General features: G+C 63.6%; 20 protein-coding genes and 2 tRNA genes. 15 read left to right on the top strand and 7 right to left on the bottom strand.

What is annotated here, in order from left to right; all coding sequences use genetic code 11:
- Positions 1-9: 9 nt before the first annotated feature.
- The 6 genes from HUTA_RS02010 to HUTA_RS01985 all read left to right on the top strand — a co-directional run bounded on the left by HUTA_RS02010 (position 10) and on the right by HUTA_RS01985 (position 4,294).
- A complete protein-coding gene (locus HUTA_RS02010; RefSeq protein ID WP_012795472.1) occupies positions 10-396 on the top strand; it encodes a secondary thiamine-phosphate synthase enzyme YjbQ in 387 nt (128 codons plus the stop codon).
- 68 nt (positions 397-464) lie between these two features.
- Complete coding sequence (locus HUTA_RS02005) at positions 465-1,304, top strand: NOP5/NOP56 family protein (protein WP_049941149.1); 840 nt, start codon at positions 465-467, stop codon at positions 1,302-1,304.
- Positions 1,301-1,927: a fibrillarin-like rRNA/tRNA 2'-O-methyltransferase gene (locus HUTA_RS02000; protein ID WP_012795470.1), complete on the top strand. Its 627-nt coding sequence runs from the start codon at positions 1,301-1,303 to the stop codon at positions 1,925-1,927. Before HUTA_RS02005 ends, HUTA_RS02000 begins: the two co-directional genes overlap by 4 nt.
- A gap of 81 nt (positions 1,928-2,008) precedes the next feature.
- Positions 2,009-3,106: a glutamate--cysteine ligase gene (locus HUTA_RS01995; protein WP_012795469.1), complete on the top strand. Its 1,098-nt coding sequence runs from the start codon at positions 2,009-2,011 to the stop codon at positions 3,104-3,106.
- A gap of 50 nt (positions 3,107-3,156) precedes the next feature.
- Complete coding sequence (locus tag HUTA_RS01990) at positions 3,157-3,654, top strand: winged helix-turn-helix domain-containing protein (protein ID WP_012795468.1); 498 nt, start codon at positions 3,157-3,159, stop codon at positions 3,652-3,654.
- A gap of 151 nt (positions 3,655-3,805) precedes the next feature.
- A complete protein-coding gene (locus tag HUTA_RS01985; RefSeq protein ID WP_012795467.1) occupies positions 3,806-4,294 on the top strand; it encodes a phosphopantetheine adenylyltransferase in 489 nt (162 codons plus the stop codon).
- On the opposite strand, the gene HUTA_RS01980 is transcribed toward HUTA_RS01985, so the two are convergent.
- Entirely contained in the window at positions 4,295-4,603 is a 309-nt protein-coding gene (locus HUTA_RS01980) for a cyclin family protein (RefSeq protein ID WP_012795466.1), read from the bottom strand.
- Positions 4,604-4,688: 85 nt separating this feature from the next.
- On the opposite strand from HUTA_RS01980, the gene HUTA_RS01975 reads away from it, so the two are divergent.
- Positions 4,689-4,772 (top strand) — tRNA-Leu (locus HUTA_RS01975).
- Between the two features lie 355 nt (positions 4,773-5,127).
- Here the strand turns inward: HUTA_RS01975 and HUTA_RS01970 are convergent.
- Positions 5,128-6,537 (bottom strand): outer membrane protein assembly factor BamB family protein, encoded by a 1,410-nt coding sequence (locus HUTA_RS01970; protein WP_012795465.1) that lies wholly within the window; start codon positions 6,535-6,537, stop codon positions 5,128-5,130.
- Positions 6,538-6,711: 174 nt separating this feature from the next.
- Between HUTA_RS01970 and HUTA_RS01965 the strand changes: the two genes are divergently transcribed.
- The 3 genes from HUTA_RS01965 to HUTA_RS01955 all read left to right on the top strand — a co-directional run bounded on the left by HUTA_RS01965 (position 6,712) and on the right by HUTA_RS01955 (position 9,351).
- A complete protein-coding gene (locus HUTA_RS01965) occupies positions 6,712-7,470 on the top strand; it encodes a DUF2797 domain-containing protein (RefSeq protein WP_049941148.1) in 759 nt (252 codons plus the stop codon).
- A 184-nt stretch (positions 7,471-7,654) separates the two neighbouring features.
- Entirely contained in the window at positions 7,655-8,062 is a 408-nt protein-coding gene (locus HUTA_RS01960; RefSeq protein WP_143920398.1) for a hypothetical protein, read from the top strand.
- A gap of 467 nt (positions 8,063-8,529) precedes the next feature.
- Complete coding sequence (locus tag HUTA_RS01955) at positions 8,530-9,351, top strand: LolA family protein (RefSeq protein ID WP_169304877.1); 822 nt, start codon at positions 8,530-8,532, stop codon at positions 9,349-9,351.
- Positions 9,352-9,467: 116 nt separating this feature from the next.
- On the opposite strand, the gene HUTA_RS01950 is transcribed toward HUTA_RS01955, so the two are convergent.
- Positions 9,468-9,541, bottom strand: a tRNA-Lys gene (locus tag HUTA_RS01950).
- 143 nt (positions 9,542-9,684) lie between these two features.
- Here HUTA_RS01950 and HUTA_RS01945 point away from each other — a divergent pair.
- Complete coding sequence (locus HUTA_RS01945) at positions 9,685-11,142, top strand: DHH family phosphoesterase (RefSeq protein ID WP_012795461.1); 1,458 nt, start codon at positions 9,685-9,687, stop codon at positions 11,140-11,142.
- A 33-nt stretch (positions 11,143-11,175) separates the two neighbouring features.
- Here the strand turns inward: HUTA_RS01945 and HUTA_RS01940 are convergent, their stop codons facing one another.
- Positions 11,176-11,487: a PRC-barrel domain-containing protein gene (locus HUTA_RS01940; protein WP_012795460.1), complete on the bottom strand. Its 312-nt coding sequence runs from the start codon at positions 11,485-11,487 to the stop codon at positions 11,176-11,178.
- Between the two features lie 107 nt (positions 11,488-11,594).
- On the opposite strand from HUTA_RS01940, the gene HUTA_RS01935 reads away from it, so the two are divergent.
- From HUTA_RS01935 to HUTA_RS01920, 4 genes are all read left to right on the top strand, one after another.
- On the top strand, positions 11,595-12,494 hold the full coding sequence (locus HUTA_RS01935) for a 1,4-dihydroxy-2-naphthoyl-CoA synthase (protein ID WP_012795459.1): 900 nt from the start codon (positions 11,595-11,597) through the stop codon (positions 12,492-12,494).
- 283 nt (positions 12,495-12,777) lie between these two features.
- A complete protein-coding gene (locus tag HUTA_RS01930; RefSeq protein WP_012795458.1) occupies positions 12,778-13,731 on the top strand; it encodes a 1,4-dihydroxy-2-naphthoate polyprenyltransferase in 954 nt (317 codons plus the stop codon).
- Positions 13,731-14,759 carry a mandelate racemase/muconate lactonizing enzyme family protein gene (locus tag HUTA_RS01925; RefSeq protein ID WP_012795457.1) on the top strand — a complete coding sequence of 343 codons (1,029 nt, stop codon included), beginning with the start codon at positions 13,731-13,733 and terminating at the stop codon, positions 14,757-14,759. The genes HUTA_RS01930 and HUTA_RS01925 overlap by 1 nt, the downstream gene beginning before the upstream one ends.
- Positions 14,760-14,833: 74 nt before the next feature.
- A complete protein-coding gene (locus HUTA_RS01920) occupies positions 14,834-16,330 on the top strand; it encodes an AMP-binding protein (protein ID WP_012795456.1) in 1,497 nt (498 codons plus the stop codon).
- 20 nt (positions 16,331-16,350) lie between these two features.
- Here HUTA_RS01920 and HUTA_RS01915 read toward each other — a convergent pair whose 3' ends face one another.
- Genes HUTA_RS01915 through HUTA_RS01905 form a run of 3 tightly spaced genes read right to left on the bottom strand, consistent with a single transcriptional unit; the run spans position 16,351 to position 20,277 of the window.
- Positions 16,351-17,373, bottom strand: coding sequence for an AIR synthase-related protein (locus tag HUTA_RS01915; protein WP_012795455.1), 1,023 nt, complete (start codon positions 17,371-17,373; stop codon positions 16,351-16,353).
- A 59-nt stretch (positions 17,374-17,432) separates the two neighbouring features.
- A complete protein-coding gene (locus HUTA_RS01910) occupies positions 17,433-18,491 on the bottom strand; it encodes an ABC transporter ATP-binding protein (RefSeq protein ID WP_012795454.1) in 1,059 nt (352 codons plus the stop codon).
- Positions 18,484-20,277: an ABC transporter permease gene (locus HUTA_RS01905; RefSeq protein ID WP_012795453.1), complete on the bottom strand. Its 1,794-nt coding sequence runs from the start codon at positions 20,275-20,277 to the stop codon at positions 18,484-18,486. The genes HUTA_RS01910 and HUTA_RS01905 overlap by 8 nt, the downstream gene beginning before the upstream one ends.
- Position 20,278 lies beyond the last annotated feature (1 nt).

Below are 20,278 nucleotides of genomic sequence, written 5' to 3'. Positions count from 1 at the left end.
CAGTGAGGTATGGCGACAACGCTGTCTGTCAGTACTGACGAACGGCTCTCGGTCGTCGACGTGACCGACCAGGTCGCAACCGCGGTGCCGGCGAATGCGGACGGAACGGCAACCGTGTTTGTCCCCCATACGACGGCGGCAGTGACAATCAACGAAGGCGAACCGCGGCTCATCGGTGACCTCGAAACGGCACTCGACGGGTTGGTGGAGGACGATGGCTGGGCACACGATCAGATCGACAACAACGCGGACTCTCACATCCGCGCGTCGCTGATCGGGCCGAGTGTGACGGTCCCCGTCAGCGACGGCACCCTGGAACTCGGGACCTGGCAGTCGATCCTCTTCGTCGAGTGTGACGGACCGCGAACCCGGTCGCTCACTGTCACGACCAGTTGAGCGAGAGGATGGACTCGGGGTGTTTCGGCAGTCGCGTGCTTTTTCGCCGTGGGGGCCAACGGACGACCATGAACACTGAAGGCGCCTGGTTTCACGATGTTTCTGCCGGGGACGATTCGACCGCCCAGGCCCGAATCAGGGACGGTGAGGCCGACGACCCCGCCGACTGGCCGGGACTCGCCGTCGAGACGGGCTATGCCGACGACGTCGACGCGTATTACGATGCATTGCATTCGATCACGACAGCGGCGGCCGAGACAGCGGTCCGGGAGCGCGAGCGGGCCGACGATCAGCAACTCAAACACGCGGTTCGGGCGATGGACGACTGTGAACGAACCGCCAACGAACTCGCCGAGCGCGTCGCCGAGTGGGCCGGAACCAGACTCGCGGATGCCGGTTCCGGGGTCGGGTACGCTCGTGAGTTAGTAACCGGCGAGACCAGCGACCGGGCAGATGCCGACCTCGTTTCGCTGGCCCAGCGCGTCGTTGCCCTCGACGACGAGGCCGCTGAACTCCGCCGGACGATCGAAACCACTGCGCCGGATGTCGCGCCCAACCTCTCGGCGCTCGCGGGACCAGTGCTCGCCGCCAGGCTCATCTCGCTCGCCGGCGGCCTCGAACCGCTGGCAAAAAAGCCGAGCGGGACTGTCCAGGTGCTCGGCGCGGAGGACGCGCTGTTTGCCCATCTCCAGGGCTCGGCCCCCTCGCCGAAACACGGCATCATCTACACCCACGAGTACGTCAGTGGAACGGTACCAGCCCAGCGTGGGTCGGCCGCCCGTGCACTGGCTGGCAAACTCACCATCGCCGCACGGATCGATCATTACAGCGGCGACCGACGACCCGAGCTCGACGCTGAACTCGATGACCGGATCGAGACGATCCGCTCGCGAGGTGAAGGGGCATGAGCCTACCTGACGGCGTCACTCGTCGGGCCTTCGACGGAACGCAATCGCTGGCTACAACGGGTGAACCGGTCTACGGCGAGTCGACCAGCGAGGGGTGGCGACAGTGGGTGCCGGATCGATCAAAACTCGGGGCGATGTTCGAGCTCGGTGTCGACACTGGGCTGGCGGGCGGCGAGACTGTGCTCTATCTCGGTGCGGCGAGCGGGACGACTGTCAGCCACGTCGCTGACTTCGCCGGGCCGACCTATGCGGTCGAGTTTGCCCCCCGCCCGATGCGGGATCTGCTCGAGGTGGCTGCCGACCGCGATCGACTCTTTCCCCTCCTGAAGGATGCACGTGCTCCCGAGACGTACGCTCACGTCGTCGAGCCGGTCGATGCGATCATCCAGGACGTGGCGACGCGGGGGCAGGCGGACGTGGCGCTGTCGAACCGCCGATTCCTCAGGGACGACGGGCGGCTCGTGATGGCGATCAAAGCTCGCAGCGAGGACGTCACTCGGGAGCCGGATGCCGTCTTCGCGGACGTGATCGACCGGCTAAAGACCGGCTACGAGATCCTCGACCGCCAGTCTCTGGAGCCGTATCACGACGATCACCTGGCCGTGATCGCTCGTCCCCGCTGAGTTGCTGCCGTACCGATTCGATACGCCGTTACCGTCGGGGAACAGAACCCTTTAGCCGGCCCCAATCTAACGCTCGAAGCGATGGAGACGGCTTCGGAGAGTCCGTTTACGGAGCTGGGAACGCTGGGTATCGAAGAGGAGTTCTTCGTCGTCGACGAGTACGGTCGACCGGTCTCCGGCACTGACACGCTCGTCTATAACTCCGAACCGCCGGCGATCTTGGAGAACCGCCTCGACCACGAACTGTTCAAGTTCGTGATCGAGTCCCAGACGCCGGTCATCGAGGATCCGGGGGACGCGGCAGCGACGCTTTCTGCCGTTCGCGGGGCGCTTGTCGAGCACGCTCGCGATCACGGGTTCGAAATCGCCGCGGCAGGATTACACCCCGGCGCGAGGTGGCGGGAACTCGAACACGCCGAAAAGCCGCGATATCGGTCACAACTCGACCGGATCCAGTATCCCCAGCATCGGAATACGACTGCTGGCCTGCACGTTCACGTCGGTGTCGACGATGCCGAGAAAGCGGTCTGGATCGCCAACAAGATCCGGTGGCATCTCCCGATCGTCCTCGCGCTTGCGGCTAACTCCCCGTACTGGAACGGGTTCGACACGGGGCTTTCCTCCGCTCGGGCCAAGCTGTTCGAGGGCTTGCCAAACACGGGCATGCCCACGACATTTGACTCCTTCGAGTCCTTTCACCGCTTCGAACAGCGTATGATCGAGACTGACTCGATCAGTGACCGTGGCGAACTCTGGTTCGACGTCCGGCCACACACTGAGTACGGCACGGTCGAAGTCCGGACGGCTGACGCACAGGCCGACATCGACCGCGTGTTGGCGCTGGTCGAGTACGTGCACGAACTCGTCCTTGATCTCGCTGCCCGGTACGAAGATGGCGAAACCATTACCGCCGTTCGACGGGAACTACTCGATGAGAACAAGTGGCGGGCGATCCGGCATGGACGGGAAGCGTCGTTTATCACTCGCGACGGGGCGGAGACCATCGACCTCATGACGGCAATTGAACGTGATCGCTCCCGACTCGACCTGGATCGCCTCGCGTCCTTGGTGGCCGCCGAGAGCGGGGCTACCCGTCAGCGGCGACTCGCCGAAGACAGCGTCGACCGACTGTACTCGTCGTTGCTGGTCGAGGATCCACGTCGGCCGTCACCGCGGTGAGGGGAGGGCTTTTGACGGTCGGACTCTTTCGTCCCTCTAGACCCAACAGTATGACCGACGACAACCCGAACGACGGTGGTGAGAGTGAGGACGTCCGGTCGCGATTGGAGGAAGGGGCCGGGCGCGCGGTCGAAGAGTTCGACGAGCGTGTGATCGACGTTCTCTCGTGGGTGCTCGACACCGAAACGCGAGCCAGGATTTACGTCTATCTCCGGGCCAATACCGAACAGACGAGCGAAGAGGTCGCAGACGGGACTGGTCTGTACCCGAGTACCGTCCGGGAGACGCTCGCTGAGCTTCACACGGATGGAATCGTCGTTCGCGAGAAACGTGAGCACGAGGGAACCGGGAACAACCCCTACGAGTACAGTGCGATCGCCCCGAGTGAACTTGTCGGGGACGCAATCGGAGAGATTCAAGACGAGTTGAACACCATCGTGAATCTCGACGCGTATTTGAGTGGGGACGACGAGGAGACGAGCGAACCAGTTTCGATCACGGTCTCGGACGCGACCGAGGAAACCGACGACAGTGCTGACTCCGAATGAACGTCCCACAGTAGCGGGACTCTTGGCGTTCACTTTCGGCGACCGATGAGCGGTATTTATAGACGTATTGACCGTTTTTACTGACCAAACGGTGGCCGATCGGGCTTCTTGCATCGTAGAAGATAAATCGCCCGCTGCCGTGGCTTCCAGTATGAAGGTCGCGCTGGGGGGTACGTTTGATCCGATCCACGACGGCCATCGGGCACTGTTCGACCGTGCCTTCGAACTCGGGGACGTGACAGTTGGACTGACGAGCGACGAGCTTGCGCCGACGACCCGCCAGGAGGGGCGGCCCGTCCGCTCGTACGACGACCGACTGGCCGACCTCGAAGCGGAGCTCTCCGCGTACGCTCGCGAGTACGATCGGACGTATACGATCCGGAAACTCGAGGAGCCGACCGGCATCGCGACCGAAGAGCAATTCGACGTGTTGGTGGTGTCCCCGGAGACCGAGACCGGGGGCAAGCGAATCAACGAGATCCGCGAGGAACACGACCGCGAGCCGCTTTCGATCGAAGTCGTCGATCACGTCATGGCCGAGGACGGCGACCCGATCTCGAGTACGCGGATCGTCCGTGGTGAGATCGATGAATACGGCAATCTGACTCCGGATCGCGACGGCCGCGAGCCGACGGCGTAGTCACCAGTCGGGCGCGTCGAAGCCGGTTTCTTCGAGAAGTGTTTTCCAGCGTTGCTGGATCGTCAGCCGCGAGACGTCGGTGGCCTCGGCGACGGCCGACTGCGAGTGTCGTTCGCCGGCGACCAGCGCGCCGACGTACACGCTGGCGGCGAGGACGGCCCGTTTGGAGCGATCCTTCTCGGGGACATTCGAGAGAAAGACGTCCGTCGCGCGCGAGCGGGCAGTCTCACTCAGATCGAGGCGGTCACCGATGGTTTCGATGGCCTCGACCCATTTCTCGTTGTCCACCTGATCACGGGCGCGGTACACGCGTTGGGGTTTTCGGTGGAGCGATATAAAATCACCGTGCAGGGAAAGGGAAGCTTCATTTGATTCGGGCCGAAGGTGAGGATGCGCGCGGGTAGCCAAGCCAGGAAACGGCGTAGCGCTTAGGACGCTATCCCGTAGGGGTCCGCCGGTTCAAATCCGGTCCCGCGCATTGGTGCTGCGAGCAACTCCGCGAGCAGCAGCAATCGCGATGAGGATTTGCGGCCCAGAGGACGAGCGAAGCGAAGTCCTCGCGGTTCAAATCCGGTCCCGCGCATTGCTGTCGCTCGCAAAATCGCGAGCGACTGCAGTCGCCATTAGGATTTGAACCCTACGAGGAACGCACAGCGAACGAAGTGAGCGAGCATTTCTCGGTCCGGTTCAAATCCGGTCCCGCGCATAGCGAGGCCCGAACGAAGTGAGGGCCTCGGAACGGCGAGCGGCGACCACAGGGAGCCGTGAGCAGCGAGGGGCAACGCGGGACAAATATTCTCCACCTGCGGGTGTGAGGCAGTCACAGCAAGGCCCTAGTCTTCGACGAGGCAGTACGCGTGTCCGGGTTCGACGAGTTCGGTTTCTTTCGTGTCGTCGTAGTAGTTATTGAAGACAGCGCGTTCCGCGAAGTAGATCCGGCCGTCGAGCGGGACCGCTGCGCTCGTGACGTGGCCGCGATTGCTGCGGGACCAACGCGGTTCGCCAGTCTCCTTGTCGAGTGCATACAGATAACTGCCAGTCGACCCGACCAGAACCGTTTGTTCGGTGACGGTCACCGAGCCGGTGACTCGACCGCCGACATCTCTCGACCATAGTTGCTCGCCCGTCTCGGCGTCGAGTGCGTAGACGTAGTGATCCGAACTCCCGACGTAGACCACGCCTTCGTTGGGGTCGGCCGCCGGATTCGACATCACGATATTGCCTGCTTCGAACGACCACAGCTCCTCGCCGGTCTCGACGTCGAGACAGTAGAGGTGGTTGTCCCAGGACCCGACGTAGACGCGGCCGTCGAAGGTCGGGGCCGTCCCTTTGACCTCCGCGCCGAGGTTGAACTCGCCGTCGGCCTTTGGCTCGCCGTTCGGGCCGCCTTCGGGGCCGGTTTGGAACTTCCAGTCGAACTCCAGACAGGGGAACTTCCAGCAGTAGACGGCCCCGTCGTTAGAGCCGGAGATGAGCCGGCCGTATTCGAGGTCGATCGTCGGCGAGGGGTGGGCCTGTCCCCACATGCGATCGTCGACGTGGATGATGTCGCCGGTCTCGGCGTCGATGGCCCACAGTGCCCCGGACGATGGATTTTCGTACTCGGCGACGACGTAGAGGATGCCCTTGTAATAGGCTGGACTGGAGCCGATCGCGAGCGTATCCCCGAGATCCTCGGACGAGACGTTCCACACTACGTCGCCCGAGTCCATATCGAGCGCGTAGATATCGCCGTCGTAGCATCCGATGTAGGCGACGTCGTCGACGATCGCTGCCGAGCCGTGAAAACCCAGGCTGGTCCCAGCCGTCCAGGTCGTCCAGTTGTTCCGGCCGGACGGACGGTACGACTCGATGCGCGCTTCGTCGCCCGCGAACAGGATCTGTTCGCCATCCGGTGTCGGGACCGGGCTGGACTTCGCCGCCGTGTGACCGATATAGTTGATGGGGAACGTCCAGTTGACCGATACCGACTCGGGGACGGTCTCCTCGGGATAGTAGCCGAGCCGACGGAGCCCACCACGCCACATCCGCACGTCGTCGTTCGGGTGCGTCCGGTAGGCCGCGGCTGACTCCTCGACGTCGATCGGACAGGATTGTAGCTCCGCTGTATCGTTGTTTCCGTCCAGCAGGCTACAGCCGGCTAGCCCTGCCGCAACGGTCGCTCCGCCGGCACGCAACAGACTCCGTCTCGACGGGGCTCCCCTCACCCCTCGTCTCTCGGTCTGCCGTTCTCCGGGTTCCATCGATATCCGTTGACGCGGCGGGCACCCGCATAAGGATCACGGAATGCCGTTCTTTCCATGCACGTTTCTCGACCTTTTTGTCTGCGGATTCGCCCTCGGTTGTTGTGGTGCCGGCCCACCCGTTCAGGCTCCAAGATCCCAACAGCCAAGAGTTGGTGTAGATTACCACCGACCGTGCAAGTCGTGGGGTACCGGCCACGTGTGGAGGAACCAGCCAGGCTGCTGGTGAGTCATGATGGTGGTGCAGTTCGAGAAGTGAACCTCGATCCTGGCGAGACTCTGACGTACACGCTCGAAAACCGCCACTGTGCCGGAACGATCGACGACGGGACACACGTCCGCTGTGACGCCACAGCGGCCCCCTACTGCCCCCAACATACTGATCGCTGGCCGTGTGCACGATGTCAGGGCGACTGTAATCTCCCCCTGGAAAGCTGTCGTGAGGAGCACGCGGTCTATCTGGCGGCGTTCGCACCCGAGACGTTCAAGGTCGGTGTTACCCGGTCCTGGCGACTCGAACGACGCCTTCGCGAGCAGGGAGCCGATCGCGGGGCCCATATTCGAACCGTCGATAACGGCCGGATCGCCCGACAGATCGAGGCAGACATCGCAACCACTGTCGGCGATAGCGTCAGGGTCGATCGCAAAGTGGCCGGTCTCCATCGATCCGTCCTGCTGGACGAGTGGGAGGAGTTGCTCGGGGCGTTCGAGGTGCTCGAGCGGTTCGATTTCGCGTACGGCCTGGAGCTGAACGATCGGCCGGTCGCCGAGACGCTTCTGTCGGGATCGGTTCGGGGAACCAAGGGCCGCATCCTCGTCATCGAGCGGAACGGAACGGCGTACGCGGTCGATATGCGTGATCTCGTGGGGTGTGAGATTACCCAAAGCGAAACGGCTCGTGATCTCCAGGTCAGCCTCGGTTCGTTTGAGTGATTCGATTCACGTCCGCGCTCGCTGGCGACGGCATGACCATACTGCTTCGTCGCCGGCTCAGTTATTGCTCGCCCCCCCAGTCACGTGGGGAAGCGGCCACCGGTCGGGGTTTCGAATCGGTTTTGCCTTCTCCAGGGTTCGTCGGCGGACGGCAACGTTTTTCCGACGGCATGGCAAACCCAAAATCATGACGGACGAACCTGAGGACACTGAAGAATCGGACGCTGAACCGGGCGATGAGGAGCAGTCCTTCCGTGAGCGTGTCGAGGAGATCCGCCAGGAGCGCGCCGAGGAAGGTGGCGAAGACATGGACATGGAAGACCGACGCGAACGGATGGAGGAGTCCATGGGCGGCGGCCCCGGCGGGATGGGCGGTGGCAACCCGTTCGCCCAGATGATGAGCGGCATGATGGGTGGTGGTCCGGGTGGCCCCGGTGGTCCAGGTGGTCGCGGACCTGGGCAAATGGGACCGGAAGGCGAGGGCGAAGAAGACAGCAACGAGGAGATCACCCGCGAGGTTCGCAAGCTCCGTGACGAAGTTCACGACGTGCGACGTGAACTCGAACGGATTGCCGACGCGCTCGAAGACTGATCGGGGTCGGTATCGACCGCAGGAGTATATTTCGTCCACGAACGCCGTCCAATTTCCTGGACTGATCGTAACGACTATTGGTCCGGTCCCGGACGTCATACATGTAGATGGTGGGATCGCGTTCGCGACGATCTGTCTGGATCGTGGCGTTTGCCGTGTTGCTGATCGGCAGTAGCGTCGCGGTCGGCGTCTGGGTGAGTGCTGACTCTGGGGGGCCCGACTTTGCCGTATCCGTTACTGAACGATACGACTCCCTCGATGGGTTCACTGCCGATAAAGAAACGGTCGTCAATCGTGATAACCGCACCTCTCGCTTCCTGGACCGGGTCTATCGACGGCCAGGGACTGGTCAGTATCGGTTTGAAGACGTGACAGACGGGCCGACTGGACGGGAGATTCAGGTTTCCAACGGGACTACGCTGTGGATCTATACTCATGGTTCTGCCGAGGCAAAGCGCATAGACGGTGTGAACACTTCCAGGGCGCTTCCGTCACGGCTCGATCGCTTGTTCGCTATCATCGAACGAGGAGCCGCCGAGGATGGGGGGGAAGCGCACGATATTGATCCGTTGCCGTTCGTGCCGGAGAGCAGTGACCAAACGGCAGGCATCGCCGGTTCGATGACTGTCAGCTATGACGGGACTGCTACTGTCGACGGGAGATCAGCATATGTGCTGCATCTGGAGTCAAACACCAGTACTGCTGGCGTCGTTGCCGACTTCCAGCAGACGCTGTGGATCGATACGGAGTGGTACGTACCGATCAAGCGGACCACCGAATACGTCCGGGACGGCGATCCCGTATCGATCACCACCACATACCGGAACGTGACGTTCAATCCGGGGCTGTCCGCGGAGACGTTCCGGTTCGATCCGCCGCCGAACGTCACCGTCGTCGACGCTGACAGTGCGCGCCAGCAGGAGTATGTCGACATTGCCAGCCTTCGCGCCGTGGCGTCGTTCTCCGTTCCGAACCCGACCGTTCCTGAGACGCTACGTCTGGTAGAAGCGACGCGGACAGTCACCGACCGCGTCCGGAGCATCGGACTCAAGTACGCCAACGAGACGTCGGTCCTCACGGTCTCGAAAAGCAACCTGACCCGATACGTGCCGAGTACGGACGGACAGGCGGTGACTGTCGGAGAGTGGAACGCGACGCTTCGCAACCTTGGTACCGAGTTGCGTGTCTCCTGGACCACGCCGGATGCGCGGTACTCAGTTGCCGGGAGCGGCATTTCGAAGTCGGCGCTCCTTGAGTTCGCTCGCTCCGTAGCCCGGGCGGACGCTTGAACTATCTCATCGTTCATATTCCGGCTTCGCTTCGCTCGGATGCTGTGACTCGCGTGGTTCAAACCCTTTCGGCGACGCACAACAGGCGCTCACGGATTTGTGAGCGCCAGAGTGAGCGGGCCGGAAGGGATTTGAACCCCTGACCGTCTGATTAAGAGTCAGACGCTCTGCCGGACTGAGCTACCGGCCCACGCAATCGTGATTTTCGTCGGGCGATTCAAATACGTTTCCTTTCGTCTCGCCCGACCGCACTCCGGCGGCTATCCGGGTAGTTTTCGGAACCGAGAACAACCGCGATGATATAAGGGTCTGGGATCCTTCGGTTTCGTCACTATGAGTAGCGGGATTACGATGGCCACCATGTCTTCGTATGCGATCCTTGGGTGTGGGAGCGTCGGCCACGCGGTGGCCGAGGAACTCGAACGGGAAGGGAAAGACGTCCTGATTCTCGACCAGGACGAGAGCCGGGTTGAAGCACTCAGAGATCAGGATCTCAACGCCGAGACGGCCGACATCCGCGACGAATCGATCGTCGCCGATCTCGCGGCACGAGACGTCGTGTTGATCCTCTCTTCGGACGTTGAGGCCAACGAAACCGCGGTCGAGAACCTTCGCGCCCACAGCGACGACCAGTTCATCGTCGCCCGGGCGTCCGACCCGGTTTCCGCGGACGACCTCTCGGAACTCGGTGCGAACGTGGTCATCAATCCGTCGGCCGTGATCGCTGACTCGGCATTGCGAGCCTTAGAAACCGGCGAACTGGAGCACAAGGCCCGTCAGCTCGCCGCCGTCATCGAAGCGACCGACAAGCGCATGGCGATCTTGATCCATCGTGGACCGGACCCGGACTCGATCGCCAGTGCGGTTGCGCTTCGGGCGATCGCCGAACACCACGACGTCGAGGCGGACGTGATTTACGAGGGTGAAATCGGCCACCACGAAAATCGAGCGTTCGTCAATCTGCTCGGTCTCGAACTGGTGTCGAGTGAATCGGTCGATCTCGCCGACTACGATACGTCTGCCCTGGTCGATTACGCCAAAAGCGGCGAACTGTCCTCGAACGTCGATGGGCCGATCGACATCGTCATCGATCACTACGAGGTCGAAGCCGAGATGGAGGCTGAATTCACCGACGTCCGGCCGAACGTCTCGGCCACGTCGACGATTCTCACGAAATACGTCCAGGAGTTCGATCTCAGTCTCGATCAGGAAGTCGCCACGGCGCTCTTATATGGCATCCGCGCCGAAACGCTCGATTTCAAGCGTGACACCACGCCGGCAGATCTGACCGCCGCCGCCTACCTGTATCCCTTTGCGGACCACGACACCCTCGAACAGGTCGAGTCCCCGAGTATGAGTCCGGAAACGCTCGACGTCCTCGCCGAAGCGATCCGGAATCGCCAGGTCCGGGGGAGTCACCTGGTTTCGAATGCGGGATTCATTCGCGACCGCGACGCGCTCACGCAGGCCGCTCAACAACTCCTCAATCTCGAAGGGATCACGACGACGGCTGTCTTCGCCATCGCCGACGACACCATCTACCTGGCCGCTCGTTCGAAGGACATCCGGATGAACATCGGCAACGTCCTCGCTGAGGCCTTCAGCGACATCGGCGAAACCGCCGGGCATTCGACGGACGCCTCCGTCGAGATTCCGCTGGGCATCTTCACCGGGATCGAGACCAGCGACGACAACCGGGACACGTTGCTCGAACTCACCGAAGAAGCGGTCCGAACGAAACTCTTCGAGGCGATGGGCGTCGAAGGAAGCGACAGTTCGAACGGGAGTTGAGGCTCGGACGGACGTTGCGTGCAGAAACTGCGGTCAGGCGACGATGTCTTCCTCGGATTCGTCTGCGTCGGCCCCGTGGACGCGTTCGACGATGTCGTTGATGATCACGATATCGCCGACAGCCTGCACCCAGCGATACGGGACGATCGCGCCGCGGGCGCTGGCCGTCTCGGCGTCGAACAGTTCGGTGTTCAACTGGTGGAGGGCGAGACCGGTAACCGCTTCGGCGTCGAGATCGAGGCGTAGATCTTCGATTTCGCCGACGTAGACCCCGTTGCTCGAATACACCTCTCGCCCCACCAGTGACGTGATCTCCTGCGGTGTCGCGTCTCGGTCGATGGACATACACGGATCGTAGGGAGGGGGTCCCTTAACTTTTGGCAGAGCGTCAGACACCCGGCGTCTCCGTGACGTCGGGGAACGCTTTTGCGCCGGCAACCCGGATTCCCGATATGGTTTCGGAGTTGTTCGATCCGGATCGATGGGCCCCGATCGAGTCGTTTGACTTTGCGGACATCACGTATCACCGGGCACGCGACGTCGGCGCGGTGCGAATCGCGTTCGATCGTCCCGACGTTCGCAACGCCTTCCGGCCGGAGACGGTCGACGAACTCGCGACGGCACTCGATCACGCCAAGCGCCAGACCGATGTCGGCACTGTCCTGCTGACCGGCAACGGCCCCTCTTCGAAGGACGGCGGTTGGGCGTTTTCGGCGGGTGGCGACCAGTCGATCCGCGGCGACGCCGGCTATGAGTACGCGGACGATGGCAGTGGCGATGCTGGGGGATCCCAGGAAGGCCCCCGCCTCCACATTCTCGAAGTCCAGCGTCAGATCCGCCACATGCCAAAGCCAGTCGTTGCGGTCGTCCCCGGGTGGGCGGTCGGCGGCGGCCACTCGCTGCACGTGATCTGTGATATGACGCTCGCCAGCGAGGAACACGCGAAGTTCCTCCAGACTGATCCCGATGTGGGGAGTTTCGACGGCGGGTTCGGCTCTGCCTATCTTGCCCGCCAGGTCGGCCAGAAGAAGGCCCGCGAGATCTTCTTCCTCGGAAAGAGCTACGACGCCGAGGAAGCCGCCGATATGGGCATGGTCAACGACGTCGTCCCCCACGAGGAACTGGAGGACACCGCCCTGGAGTGGGCCAAGCGCATCGAGGGCAAGTCCCCGACCGCGATGCGGATGCTCAAGTACGCCTTTAACCTCCCCGAGGACGGCATGGTCGGCCAGCAGGTGTTCTCGGGGGAAGCGACACGCCTCGCGTACATGACCGACGAGGCGCAGGAAGGCCGGGACGCCTTCAACGAGGGGCGGGAACCGGACTTCAACGAGTACCCCTGGCACTACTGAAGACCACCTTTTTACTGCGGTGCCTTTCCTCGGCCGCCGTTGGCGGCCTGCGGGAAGGCACCTTGCAAAAAGCTGGACCAAAAACAACTCGACCTCGCTGCTCACGGCTCCCGCTGGTCGCCGTTCGCAATTCCGAGGCTCTCACTTCGTTCGAGCCTCGACATCGCTCGGTCGAGTGAAGCGGCTCGCCAAGGCGAGCCGTACGCTCTTTGCTATCGTCATGCATTTTCTCAGCCAGGTCTCTCCGGTACCTTAACACGGACGCGGCCCCGAAACCGACCTAATGAGTAGGCCAGCGGCAGACGTCTCCAAGCGGAAAGCGTGGGTGATGGCCGCCAGACCGCACACGCTCCCGGCCGGGACCGCGCCGGTCATCGTTGGTGTTGGCGTCGCCGTCCACGACGGCGTCTTCGCTCTTTTCCCGACGCTCGCGGCGCTGGTCGGCGCACTCCTGATCCAGATCGGGACCAACTTCGCCAACGACTACTTCGACGCCGTGAAGGGGGCCGATACGGACGAACGCGAGGGCTTCACCCGCGTCACTGCAAGCGGGTTGATCGAACCCGACGAGGTCAAGCGCGCAATAATCGTCACGTACGGGCTGGCGATCGGCGTCGGGCTGTATCTCGTAGCGATCGGCGGCGTGCCGATCCTCTTCGTGGGGCTCTCCGGGATCGCCGCCGGCATCCTCTACACCGGGGGGCCGTATCCCTACGGCTACTACGGGCTTGGCGATCTGTTCGTGTTCGTCTACTTCGGCGTCTTTGCCGTGGTCGGGACATACTACGTCCAGGCAGCGTCGACGATGGCCGACCTGTTCCCGCTGTGGGTGCCGAGCGGGACGGTCAGCCTCGCGGTCGTCGTCGCGAGCCTCCCGGCCGCGACGCTCTCGACTGCCATTTTGAACGTGAACAACATCCGCGACATCGAGACGGATCGCAAGGCCGGCAAGCGCACGCTCGCTGTCATCCTGGGCGACCGACTGAGTCGCCTCGAATACGTTTTCATGATCGGGACGGCGTACGTTGTCCCGGTCGTCTTCGCATTCGATTCCGACTTCGGATTGCCGGCGTTGCTCCCGCTATTGACGCTTCCACTTGCGGTATCGGTGACGTTGACTGTGCTGACTGAATCGGGGGGCGACGTCCTCGATCCAGCACTCGAACGGACCGGCCAGGTGATGGTTGCCCACGCCGTGCTGTTCGCGGTCGGACTCGCCCTGCCGCAGGTGATCTGATGGAGGTCGACCCCGTTTCGTTGCCTCTCGCCTCGCCGCTCTCGACGGCTACTGGCACGATCGAACGCCGGGAAGGCTTTCTCGTCAGGCTCGAAGACTCACCGGGGATTGGCGAGGCGATGCCACTCCCTGGCTGGACAGAGTCACTTGAGGGCTGTCGGGAGGTGCTTGAAACGACGAAGTCGGTGGTCCGCAAGCGCGGGCTCGACGCTGCGCTTGACGAACTCGACCCATCGGAGACGCCGGCGGCGCGACACGGACTCGATCTCGCGATCGCCGACCGCCATGCTCGCGAGGCTGGGCAGTCGCTGGCGGCGTCTCTGGATCCGTCCCCAAGTCAGTCTGTCCCTGTCAACGCAACCGTCGGGGACGCGTCCCCCGAAGAAACGGCCGAACGGGCATCAGCCGCCATCGATGCGGGGTTCGAGACGGTCAAGCTCAAGGTCGGTGCTCGCTCGATCGGCGAGGACGTTTCCCGCGTCCGGGCGGTCCGTGATGCGATCGGCCCGCAACCGGAAGTTCGCGTCGACGCGAACGCTGCCTGGACGGTCGCTGATGCGCGCCGGGCGATCGACGGTCTGGTACCCCTCGACGTCTCGTACATCGAACAGCCGCTGGCCGCCGATGATCTCGACGGTCACGCGGCGTTGCGGGATCGCGGCGTCGAGATCGCACTCGACGAGTCGCTTCGGGACGTGGGTCTCGACGCGATTCTCGACGCTGGGGCGGCGGATGTTCTCGTTTTGAAACCGATGGCTGTGGGCGGGATTCGACGGGCGCGGACGCTGGCACTCGAAGCGAGACAGCAACATCTTGATCCGGTCGTCACGACGACGGTTGATGGGGTTGTTGGGCGGACGGCCGCACTCCATCTGGCGGCGAGTCTGCGGATCGAGCGGGCTTGCGGTCTCGCGACGGCCGACCGACTCGCGGACGATTTCGCACCCGATCCTGCGCCGGTCAGCGAAGGCCGAATGGTGGTGCCCGACGCCCTCGGAATCGGCGTCGATCCCAGTTTGCGCCGGTAATCGGCACGGAAGACCTTCGGAGATTCTGAGAATCGTAGCGCCGTTCAAGTGTAACGGGGCCGGAACCATGGACAATGAGAACGCTCGACGCCTGGCCGCAGGTCGACCCACTGACTGCGCGGGCAAGTTCGACCCCGGATCGGACGGCAGTCATCGAGTCAGAGACGGGGGAACGCTGGACGTACGAGGAACTGTTCGACGAGGCAGACTGGCTGGCCGGTCGGATCGCCGCCGCCTGTGAGGGCCGGCCCGACCGGCTGGGGATCGCCATGGAGACGGGCATCGACTTCGTCCGCGCGACCCACGCGGCCTGGCGACTCGGCACGGCGATCGTGCCGTTGGACACCCGTGAACCCACTGAACAACTCGATTTCCTCGCCGAGAAGGCTGCCGTCGACGCCATCGTCGCGACGGATCGAACGGCTGAGGCGATCGCCGACATCGAGGGGTGTCCTGTGTTCAGTGTGGATGAGACCGACGTGTCCGGGGTCGCTGCACTTCCAGCACATGACGGTGGCACGACGCCGCGGGCACGATACCCGTCGGACACCCATCTGATCATGTTCACTTCGGGGACGACCGGCGAGCCGACGGGCGTGAAACTCACGCTGACGAATCTCTTTGCGAGCGCGATCGCGTCCGCGTTCCGGTTGGGTCTCACCCGCCGGGACCGCTGGCTCGTTTCGGTGCCGATGGTTCACATGGGCGGGTTGGCTCCGCTGGTACGTTCGACGCTGTACGGGACGAGCGTCGTCCTCCAGCGCGAATTCGAGCCGGCCGAGACGGCAGCAGTGATTCGGGACTTCGACGTGACTGGGATCTCGTTCGTACCGACGATGCTCTCCCGGTTGCTCGAGGAGAGGTGGTCTCCACCCGATCTGCTCAGGTTCGTGTTGCTGGGTGGGGCAGCTGCGCCCCGGGACCTCATCGAACGGAGCGAGGCGGCCGGAGTGCCGGCATATCCTACCTACGGGATGACCGAGACGGCCTCGCAAGTTGCCACCGCGACGCCGACCCAGGCGTTCGAGAATCCGGGGACAGTCGGCCAGCCGCTCATGTTCACGAAGGTCGCGATCATCGACGACGGCGACTCGTGTGCGCCGGGGGAGACTGGCGAGATCGTCATCGACGGCCCGACCGTCACACCCGGCTATCTCGACGACGAGGCAACCCGCCGTGTGTTCGACGAACGCGGGCTTCACACGGGCGATCTGGGCTATCGGGACGAGCACGGGCGACTGTACGTCGTCGGTCGCATCGACGACCGAATCGTCACCGGCGGCGAGAACGTTGATCCGGGGGGGATTCAGTCAGTCATCGAGTCTCATCCCGGCGTCGCCGAATCAGTCGTCGTCGGCATCCCCGACGAGGAGTGGGGCGAACGCGTGGGCGCGCTCGTCGTCCCCCAGAACGACACTGAACCGGATTCCGATGAGATCGAATCCCTCTGCCGGGAGGAGCTCGCGTCCTTCAAGGTTCCAAAGTCCATTGCCATCGGCGAGGCGATCCCCCGGACGGTTTCGGGGACGGTCGATCGCGAGGCTGTCATCGAGCGGATTCGCCACCGCTGATCGGGATCGGACCCCGCTTCTCAATCGGACTGTCTCAGTCTGGCCATCGCGTCCCACGCCGGATCACTCTCCGGGGGTTCGACGCGTTCGCCATCGAGGATGACATCGGCAGATGTGTCACTGCACTCCTCGACCGATCCGATGACAGCTGCCGGTGTTCCATGCGCTTCGAGAGCCTCCACGACGCTCTCAGCAGTTGCGGGCGGCGCTGTGATGAGGAGGCTTCCCGCGCTGGTCACAGTCCACGGGTCGACGCCGATCGCGTCACAGACTGCGGCCACACCGGGCTGGACTGGGGCAGGATCACGCCGGACGTCGAACGTGACGCCTGCTCCGGTTGCCATCTCCGTGAGGCCGCCGATCACTCCTCCCTCTGTCGTGTCGTGTATCGCCGTCAGCTCGCCGGCAGCCGCTGCTGTCGTTGCGTCGGCGACCCCAAGAATGTCCCCGACGCACTCCTGAGCGGTCGCGACCGTCTTCGCTGGCAGTTCGAGCGCCTCCGGAAACAGCGTCGCGAACAGGCCGGCCGTCTCCGCGCCGGGGCCGGTCGCGAGAACGACTGCGTCACCGGGATTTGCGCCGTCCGGTCGGACGATGTCGGCCGGATCACCGACGCCGAGCGCCGTGGCCCCACCGACCCACGAGTACTCGATACCTTCGTATCGGGCCGTGTGTCCCGAGACGATGCTGACGCCCAGATTCTCCGCATGGTCGGCCATCCCTCGCCAGGTTTGGCCGAGTTCCTCGTCGGTCATTTCCGGTGGGAGCGATAGCGAGACAGTTATATGAGTGGGTGCAATCCCGGAGACGGCGACGTCCGTCAGGACGATGTCCAGTGCCACTCGCCCGGCCCGTTCGAAGCCGAGTTCGGGGAGAATCGAGATCGGATCGGTCGCTACCACGACTGCGCTCTCCTCGACCGAGAGGACGCCGAAATCGACGCCGTGCTGTGGGCCGATCGTCACGTCCTCGCGGTCTGCCCCGAGATGTGGGGCGATGACGGAATCGAACGTCTCGGTGTCGATCTTGCCGCGGTCGGGCATACGTGCGGTCGGCGGTCACCGAACAAGTGTCTCCTGCTTTGCCACGGTGGCGAGGACCGTCACGATTTCCCGTCACCGACCACGGTCACGTCAGCGGCGTCGATCCCGAGGGAGACGGCGTCGCCAGTCGGTGCCGTTCCGGTCTTTGCTAACACAGCGTGTCCGTTCCACTCACAGTGTACCCGGTAGGCGTCTCCGAGGAACTCGACGTGTTCGACGCTTGCTGACAGCGTGACGTCGCCATCGCCGAGTGTGACGTCCTCCGGACGGACACAGACTGTCACCCCTTGTTGATTGGGAAGCGATTCCTCCAGCGGAATCGTCGTCCCTTCGACTGTCACCCGTGGCGGATCACGGCGTTCGATCGTCGCGTCGAAGACGTTGTTCTCACCCATGAACTCGGCGACGAACCGGGTCGCCGGGTTGTGGTAGACCGCCTGTGGCGTCCCGACCTGTTCGACGTGTCCGTGATTGACAACGGCGATCCGGTCGCTGATTGCCAGGGCCTCCTCCTGATCGTGGGTGACGTATACCGTCGTAATGTCGAGTTCCCGCTGGATCTCCCGAATGCTGACCCGAAGTCGCTCGCGCAACCGTGCGTCCAGTGCCGACAGTGGCTCGTCGAGCAAGAGGACGTCCGGGCCGGGGGCGAGCGCACGCGCGAGTGCGATCCGCTGTTTTTGGCCCCCCGACAGCGACTCTGGCGTTCGATCGCCCATCCCACCCATGTCGACCAGCTCCAGCATCGCCGTCACTCGCTCGTCGGGGTCGGCCCCACCCGGGGGCGACCGGTATCGGAGACCGTAGGCGACGTTCTCACGGACCGTCATATGCGGAAAGAGTGCGTAGTTCTGGAAGACGATGCCACAGTCGCGATCTTCCGGCGACTGGTCTGTGACGTCGGCCCCGTCGATCCGGACTGTGCCCGTGGACGGCATCTCGAAGCCCGCGAGCGTCCGGAGTGTCGTCGTCTTGCCACACCCCGAGGGGCCGACGAGCGTGAAGAACTCGCCGTCGGCGATCGAGAGATCCACGTCCGAGAGGGCGGTCACGTCGCCGAACCTGACGGCGACCCCATCGAGTTCGACACCGGGTTCAGCAGCCCCCTCTTCAGCCATCGTATCGCCCCCCGACGCGGTCGATGACGACGAAACTGATGGCTGTCACTGTGAGGAGGACGGTTCCCATCGCCGTCGCGGGGCCGAGACTCGGTCCCAGCGACCGGTTGCCGATGTACCGTTCGAGCGCGACGGGCATGGTGTAGCTGCCGCCGCCTTCCGACAGCAGGACGGTCGAGTCGAACTCGCCGATACTGATCGCAAAGGCGAACGCTGCACCGGCCAGCAGTGCCGGGACGATCAACGGCAACGTGACGGACAGGAGCGCCCGAACTCGCGACGCACCGAGGGATCGAGCAGCCTCGCCAAGCCGGTCGTCGAGACTCGCGAGTGCTGGGGTGACGGTACGCGAGACGAAGGGGTAGGCTGCCACGGCGTGCGCTGCGACGACGGCAACCGGCCCCGTGACGGTGAGTCGATGACCGAGCACAGCGACGCCGAAGACGAGCGACTGTAACAATCCAAGACCGACCACGATCCCGCTGACGGCGATCGGTGCGCTCAACAGCGCTTCGGCCGCTCGACCACCGCGCCCCTCGCGCGTGGCCACGATCGACACGACAACACCCATCGGTACGGCGAGCAGTAGCGTCCCGACACCAAAAAGCAGCGAGTTCTGGATCGCCGGCAACGGCTTGACCGTCCCGATAGCGGCCGAGGCCTGCTGGGCGAGCAGGAACTCGTAGTACGCGAGGGTAAACTCCCCGCTCGGCCCTGTGATGCTTTCCAGTATGAGACTCACTACGGGGCCGAGAAAGACGACCGCGGCGAGGAGACCGTATCCAAACACGAAAAGACGGCGTGGATCGGCCAGCGTCCTCGCCCCAGCCAACAGCGGTCTGCGAGACTGGGACGTTCCATCACCCCGAGCAACGATCTGCTCAGCTTCATACCGGAGATAGAGATACATCAGCCCCAGTGAGATCACCGTCTCGACGACTGCCAGCGCCGCGGCCTCCCCGAGTGCGAGCGATTGGACTTTTGCGTACAACCAGACCTCGACCGTCTGGAGTTCGAGGCCGCCCAGCGCCAGCACGATGGGGAAGGACATGAACGAGAAGATGAATGCCAGCAGGCCGGCTGTCAGGACTGACGGGAGCAACTGCGGGGCCACGACATCCCGAAACGCCCGGAGCGGCGACGCGCCCATGGCCCGGGCCGACTCGATCTGTTGGGCGTCGATGCCCTCCCAGGTCGCCGACACCAGGCGCGTGACCAACGGCGCATTGTAGAAGGCATGGGCGACAATGACGATCGGTAGTGTAAACAGGAATTTGACCCGTTCAAACCCGAGAGTGGCGAGGAAATCGTTCAGCAGGCCTGTGTGGCCAAACATCGCCTGGAACCCGACCGCGACGAGGATCGACGGGAGGACGAACGGGACGATCGTCAGTGACCTGAGCGTCTCCCGGCCGGGGAACTCATAGCGGGCAAGGACGTACGCGCCGGGTAGCCCGAGCGCGATACTGGCAAGCGCCGAGAGGCCGGCCTGGTAGGCCGTGAACCCGAACAGGCCGAACTCGATCGCGGACAGCGGTACGCCGTTATCGAGCCACGCGAGAATACCCGCCGGAACGCCGAGCGGATCGGCGAACGCGTGATGGGCTACCCCGACGTAAAACGGATCGGTGAGAATGGTTCGGATCGGTCCGAACAAGGAACCTCCCGGATCGATTGCGTCGAGAAGTACTCGTCCCACCGGGTAATAAAACACGACCGTGATGATCGAAAGCGTCACTACCAGGCCGGCCGGCACAGCGAGTCGGTCGGCCGACGGCCAGCGCATC

This window comes from Halorhabdus utahensis DSM 12940, assembly GCF_000023945.1.
Lineage (GTDB): Archaea > Halobacteriota > Halobacteria > Halobacteriales > Haloarculaceae > Halorhabdus > Halorhabdus utahensis.
This window is presented reverse-complemented; position numbering and strand designations above follow the sequence as displayed.